5 protein-coding genes are annotated in these 5,989 nt (G+C 75.6%); all 5 read right to left on the reverse strand.

What is annotated here, in order from left to right; genetic code table 11:
* Positions 1–87 precede the first annotated feature (87 nt).
* Positions 88–1,011 carry an SDR family oxidoreductase gene (locus AB0D44_RS34035; protein WP_362598684.1) on the reverse strand — a complete coding sequence of 308 codons (924 nt, stop codon included), beginning with the start codon at positions 1,009–1,011 and terminating at the stop codon, positions 88–90.
* Positions 1,012–1,021: 10 nt separating this feature from the next.
* On the reverse strand, positions 1,022–2,269 hold the full coding sequence (locus tag AB0D44_RS34040) for an MFS transporter (protein ID WP_362598687.1): 1,248 nt from the start codon (positions 2,267–2,269) through the stop codon (positions 1,022–1,024).
* Between the two features lie 19 nt (positions 2,270–2,288).
* Positions 2,289–3,560, reverse strand: coding sequence for an alkaline phosphatase family protein (locus AB0D44_RS34045; RefSeq protein ID WP_362598689.1), 1,272 nt, complete (start codon positions 3,558–3,560; stop codon positions 2,289–2,291).
* Positions 3,561–3,579: 19 nt separating this feature from the next.
* Entirely contained in the window at positions 3,580–4,668 is a 1,089-nt protein-coding gene (locus tag AB0D44_RS34050) for a galactokinase (protein ID WP_362598692.1), read from the reverse strand.
* Positions 4,665–5,989 (reverse strand): class I SAM-dependent methyltransferase (locus AB0D44_RS34055; RefSeq protein WP_362598695.1); only part of this gene is annotated, 1,325 nt, incomplete at its 5' end. The genes AB0D44_RS34055 and AB0D44_RS34050, both read right to left, overlap by 4 nt.

Consider the following 5,989-nt stretch of genomic DNA (forward strand, 5'->3'; position numbering starts at 1 on the left):
TACGTCCAGTACGGGGGCATCCGGCCGGCACGCCGAGAGCACGCACCGGACACCGCTCCTTCACCACGGACCTCCGTCAGACACCCCCTAGCGGTAACCGGTGGTGTCCGCCGGGCGGCCCGGGTCCTGGACCTCGACCATGTACCGCCAGCAATCGGGGCGGCTGCCGTCGAGATCCGTGAAGCCGTAGACCCCCGCGAGCTGTCCGCTGGACAGGGACTGCCCGTTCCACCGCGCCCGCTGCGGGTCGGCGGCGAGCGCCGCCACCGCCCGGCCCACGTACGAGGGGGTCTCGGAGATGGCGAAGTGCGGGACCTTGTCCAGTGCGTCCCGCCAGTTCTCCTCCGTCACGCCGAAGTTCTCCAGCATCATCTCCGAGCGCAGCCACCCCGGGGTCAGCGCCACCGCCGTGGCCCCGCGCGGCCCCAGCTCGTGCCCCAGGGCGAACGCCATGCGCAGGACCGAGGACTTGGCGAGGTCGTAGAAGAACGACACCCGGTAGGTGCCCGCGTTGTACTCGGCGGTGCCGTCCGTCATCTCCACCACCAGCCCGCCCGGCCGGCGCAGCAGCAGCGGCAGCGCGAAATGGCTGGTGACGGCATGGGTCTCGACCGCGAGCCGCAGCAGCCGCAGTCCCTTGTCCAGATCGTGCTCCCACACCGTGCTGTCCCACTCGAAGAGCAGCTCGCCGCCCCAGATGTCGTTGACCAGGACGTCGAGCCGCCCCTGCTCCCCGTCGATCCGCCCCACCAGGGCCTCGACCTCGTCCGGCACCAGGTGGTCGGCCACCACGGGGATGCCGCGCCCGCCCGCCGCCGTCACCAGCTCGGCCGTCTCCTCGATCGTCTCCGGGCGGCCGTACTCCGAGCGCCCGGCGCGGGAACTGCGCCCGGACACGTACACGGTCGCGCCCTGCGCGCCCAGCTGGACCGCGATGCCCCGGCCCGCGCCCCGCGTCGCCCCGGCCACGAGGGCGACCCTGCCGTCGAGTGTGCGCTGTGCGTCAGCCATGCGCCCGACCCTACGACGGCCCACCCCCCTCCCGCCCGCCGAACACGGCGACCGCCGCCAGCGACAGCAGCAGCCCCCCGGCCGCCGTGCCGAGGGCCGGGCCGGGCCCCCACAGCGTCCAGGCCGCGCCGAACAGCAGGGACCCGGCGAACCGTGCCAGGGCCTGGGCCGTCTGCAGCACGGCGAGGCCCGTGGTGCGCAGCCCGGCGGGCAGCAGCGGCCCGGCCGCCGCCATCAGCACCCCGTCCGTGGCCGCGTAGAACAGCCCGAGCAGCCCCAGGACCCCGAGCACCAGCGGCGGCCCCGCCGGCACCGGGGCGAGCAGCAGCAGACAGGCGCCGAGCAGCAGCACGTGTCCGCCGAGGAACACCCGGCGCCGGCCCAGCCGGTCGGCCGCCCGGCCGACGGGCAGCGCGGCCAGCAGGAACACCGCCGCCGTCCCGACGGGCAGCAGCGGGAAGTACGCGGCCGGCAGCTCGAGCCGGCGCTGGAGCAGCAGGTAGAGGAAGGCGTCGCCGACGGTGAACAGGCCGAGCACGGCGGCGCTCGCGCACAGCCGCCGCAGCCCGGGGATCCGCAGGAGCGTGCGGACCGGCGGCAGCGGGGTGCGGGCGGCCGGGGCGGGCGCGGGGGCCTCCCGTACGAACAGGACCAGCACCACCACCCCCAGCAGTGCGGTGCAGCAGCTCACCGTGAACACGGCCGCGTACCCGTCCACCACCACCCACAGCACCCCGAACGCGGCCAGCGGCCCCAGCAGGGCGCCCGCCGTGTCCAGCGCCCGGTGCACCCCGAAGGCGCGGCCCTGGTCCTCGGGCGGACAGGACAGCGAGATCAGGGCGTCGCGGGGGGCGGTGCGCAGCCCCTTGCCGGTGCGGTCGGCGGCGAGTACCGCCGCCACCGACCAGGGGGTGGCGACCGCGAGCAGGGCCGCCTTGCACGCGGCGGAGAGCGCGTAGCCGAAGCCGGCCACGAGCTTGCGGCGGTGGGTCCGGTCCGCGACACGCCCGCCCGCGAGGCGCAGCAGCGCCGTGGCACCCTGCTGGAACCCGTCCAGGGCGCCGAACGCGAGCGGTGACATGCCGAGCCCGGCCATCAGGTACAGCGGCAGGACCGCGGTGACCATCTCCGCCGAGACATCCGTGACCAGACTGACCACGCCGAGCGCGAACACCGTGCCGGGGACGGCCCGCAGGGGGCCGCTCGGAGCCGGGGTGCCCCCGGCCGTGTCCGCGGCCCGACTGGTCGACAGGTACACGGATGCCTCCTCGAGGGTTCTAGAACCAGTTGACGGTGAGCGGGAAGGCGGCGGTGACCGTCGCGCCCGTGGAGTCGGTGGCCGTGGCGGTGATCTGGAGCGTTCCGGCTGCCCACGGCTTACCGCTGATCCGGCCGGTGCCGGGGTCGACGGTCAGGCCCCAGGGCAGGCCGGTGGCCGCGTACCGGATCGGGGGCTTGCCGCCGGTGGCGCTCAGCTGGATGGTGCAGGACTGGTTGAACTTGCAGTTCTGCGGGCCCGGGTTGGCCAGCTTCAGATCACCCGCGGTCGGGGTCGGGGTCGGAGTCGGCGTCGGGGTGGGAGTCGGTGTCGGTGTCGAGGTGGGCGTGGGGGTGGGGGTGGGGGTGGGCGTCGAACCGTCGAACACCTCGCTGATCGGCTGCACGTTGGCCGCGTTGCCCGCGTGCGTCGTGCCGAACAGGTCCTCGAAGGTCCGCAGCAGGTGGTGGTGGTTGAAGGCGGTGGCGTACTTGCCCGTCTTGACGTGTGCGCCGTAGAACACGGTGGCGATCTGGTTGGACCCCAGGTAGTTGTCCTCGTCCCAGGTCAGCACCAGCAGGCTGTTGTTGGCCTTCGCCCACTGCGCGTAGGCGTCGATGTTGTTCTTCGTCCAGGTGTCGCCCGTGCCGACCGAGCACGAGTGCATGTCGTTGCACTGGTTCGGCACGATGAACGACAGGTCCGGCAGCGCCGCGAAGTTGTTCTGCGGGAACTGCGTCCAGGTCTTCCCGGTGTTCAGCGGCACGTTCTTGAAGGCGAACCACGGGTTGTGCTTCTGGGCGTACTGGCCGTTCGTGCAGGCCGTGGACCCCTCGCTCGGCAGGTCCTCGTTGTACGTCGCGAAGGTCTTGCCGGCCGCGATCAGCTCCTGGCCGAGGTTGGGCGCCGTCATCGACTGCGGGGTGTAGCAGCCGTCGCCGGTGATGCCCTGCGTGGCGCCGGAGAAGAGGTTGAAGTAGTTGGGCTGGCTGGGGTGGGTCAGCGCCTTCATGCCGGTCAGGCTGGCGCCCCCGTTCGCCAACTGGTTGATGTAGGGCGCGTTCGCGCTGCCGATGATCTCTCCGTACTGCTTGTTCTCGTACACGACGACCACCACGTGGTCGTACGAGGGCAACGCGGCCGCGACCGACCCGGTCTGAGAACCGGACTCCGCCGCCTGGGAGTTGGCGACGGTGAAGGCGCCCAGCAGGCCGAGCGTGCCGAGTCCGGCGACGAGCGCGGACCACCGGGCCCGGCGTCTCGCGTCGGCCCTGGGTGAGGGGGTGGGCATGGCGGATCCTCCTTGATGGTCATTCCTCGCGCCGGGCCGCGCCGGCCACGGCGATGTTCAGGAAGCGCGGTACGGGACGCTCCCGGTCGCGGAAGTCCTCGGCGACCGCGGCCCGCACCGCCGTCAGCCGTGCCTCGGGCAGCAGCACCAGCGCGCTGCGCCCCGGTTCCTGCCCGGGCGGCCAGGCGCTCAGGGCGCCGGCCCGGCGGGCGCAGGCCACGGCCCGCGCCAGCTCGGCCGGGCGGTCCGCGGCCTCGCCGCGCACGGCCACCAGCACCAGCCGCGCCCCGGACGCCGCCGGGTCGAAGGGCACGTACCGCTGGCGCCGCCGAGGCTCCGCCCCCAGCAGCAGGGCCTTGCCGGCCCGGGCGAAGAGCACCGCCCGGCGCAGGGTGTCGTCCCCGTCCGGCAGGGCCGCGGCCAGCAGGCCGGCCAGGTGTGCCCGGTCCGGGAGTTCGCCCGGCCCCGTGTGCACGTCGGCCACCGCCAGGGCGACGGCGCACTCGGCCGGCTCCGCCGTGGCCAGCCCGGCGGCCGCCGTGAGCGAGCCCTGCACGTGCAGGTCCGTCCCGCCGCGGCCCACACCGGCCCGGGCCAGCGCCCGCAGCACGGCGTACGGGCGCTCCGCCCAGGCGGGGGCCGCGGGCGGCGGCCCGGAGAGGGTCAGCGGCAGGTCGCAGCTGTCCGCCGGGTGTCCGAGCGAGCTGAGCCGTACCAGGCCGTCGGTGCGCGGGGCCGCGGCGGCGGCCGTCGGCCAGCCGGCCGCCGCGACCAGGCCGGGGGACCCGAGGTGGAAGGCGTACGGCGCGCTCCACACGGCGGCCGGGGGCCGGCCGTGCGCGGCCTCCAGCGCGTAGGCGACGAGCCGGAACAGCGGATCCGCGGTGGCCCGTCGGGCGATGTCGAGCGGGGCCACGTCGAGCGGGGCCACGTCGGGGCGGGCGGCATCGGGGCGGGCGGTGCCGGGTCGGGCGATGTCGAGCGGGGCGACGTCGGGGCAGGCGGCATCGGGTCGGGCGATGCCGGGTCGGGCGGCTTCGGCTCGGGTGGCGGGGAGGCCGGCCATGGGGAGTCCCGCGGTGCCGGCACGTTCCGCGGGGGGCGTCACGGCGTGTCCTTGCGGGCCAGGATCCGGTAGGCGTTCCCGCCGTCCGTGACCCGGGCGGCCGCCGACCGCAGGGCGTCGAGCACGGCCGCGCCGGCGAAGCACGGCAGCGCCGCCGCCCGTACGAGCCCCGCCAGGACCCGCGCGCGGGGCGTTGCCGGGGGACCCCACGGCCGGTCCGGGTCCGGGGCCAGCCGTGCGGCGGTCAGGGCCACCGCCCCGAAGAAGTCGTTGCCCTGATGGGCCGCGCCGTGCTCCTCGACGAGGACGGTGAACCCCCGGTCGGCCAGCGCCTCGCGCAGGTTCACCGCCGGGACCAGGTGCTGGTGCTGCGGCTGGAACCAGGGCAGCCACGCCCGGCCGAGGAGGTCCGCCATGCGCGACTGCGGGTCGGGCACCTCGATGGTCAGGTATCCGCCGGGGGCGACGACGGCGGCCGCCGTGTCCAGTTCGGTCAGCGGATCCCGGGTGTGCTCCAGGTAGTGGTACATGCTGACCACCTCGTACCGGCCCGCCAGCTTCGAGGCGTACTCCGGGAACTGCCCCTGGTACCCGGTCGCCACCCAGCCGCGGCGCTCGGCCTCCAGGACCCCGTCGCCCATGTCCAGCCCGTCGAACCGGGTCCGCGGCCAGACCTCGCGCGCCGCGTTGCAGAAGTGCCCGTGCCCGGTGCCCACGTCGAGCCAGGACTCCGGTCCGTCGTCGTCCACGTACGTGCGGAGCATCTCGGCGCGCCCCCGGTAGGCGGCACCGAGCCGCCCGAAGACCGTGCCCGCGCCCTCGCCGCCCCGCCCGTCGTAGAAGTCGCGGTAGTAGAACTCCAGCCCCTCCGGGCTCAGCCGGGGGTTCTGGAAGACGTGCCCGCAGTCCTCGCAGCGCTCCAGCGTGAACCGGCCGGGCTTGCCCTGGAGCAGGTCGGGCACCCGGACCCGGACGGCGAGCCGCCCGCTGCCGCACCAGGGGCAGTCCGTGCGGCGCACCTCGAAGAAGCGGTCGGTCCCCGCGGCCAGGTCCGCCCGGTAGGCGGCGGCCCGGCCGGTGTCCGGCTCGCCCCGGCCCCGGCGGGCCGCACCGGCCGTCCGCAGGGCCGCGCCGAGCGACCGTACCGGCCGGGCGGCGGTGGCCCGGCCCAGATCGGCCGGGCGCAGCGGGGAGCGCGGCCCGCCGAGGGCCAGGTACGGCTGGAGCCAGTACAGCCCGGCCGCGGCGGCCCCCCACCGGCCCTGGCGTACGACGACCCCCGCCAGCAGGGCCAGCCCGGCGAGCTGGGCGGCGGCCAGCGCCCCCGGCGGCAGCCCCTGGGCCCGCAGCTCGGCGGCGCGCG

This window comes from Streptomyces sp. NPDC048349, from assembly GCF_040651925.1.
Classification (GTDB): Bacteria; Actinomycetota; Actinomycetes; order Streptomycetales; family Streptomycetaceae; genus Streptomyces.

Excerpts from the sequence above, each read along its gene's own strand:
- AB0D44_RS34035 (WP_362598684.1), bottom strand. The coding sequence starts at position 1,011 with ATGGCTGACGCACAGCGCACACTCGACGGCAGGGTCGCCCTCGTGGCC.
- AB0D44_RS34045 (WP_362598689.1), bottom strand. The coding sequence starts at position 3,560 with ATGCCCACCCCCTCACCCAGGGCCGACGCGAGACGCCGGGCCCGGTGG.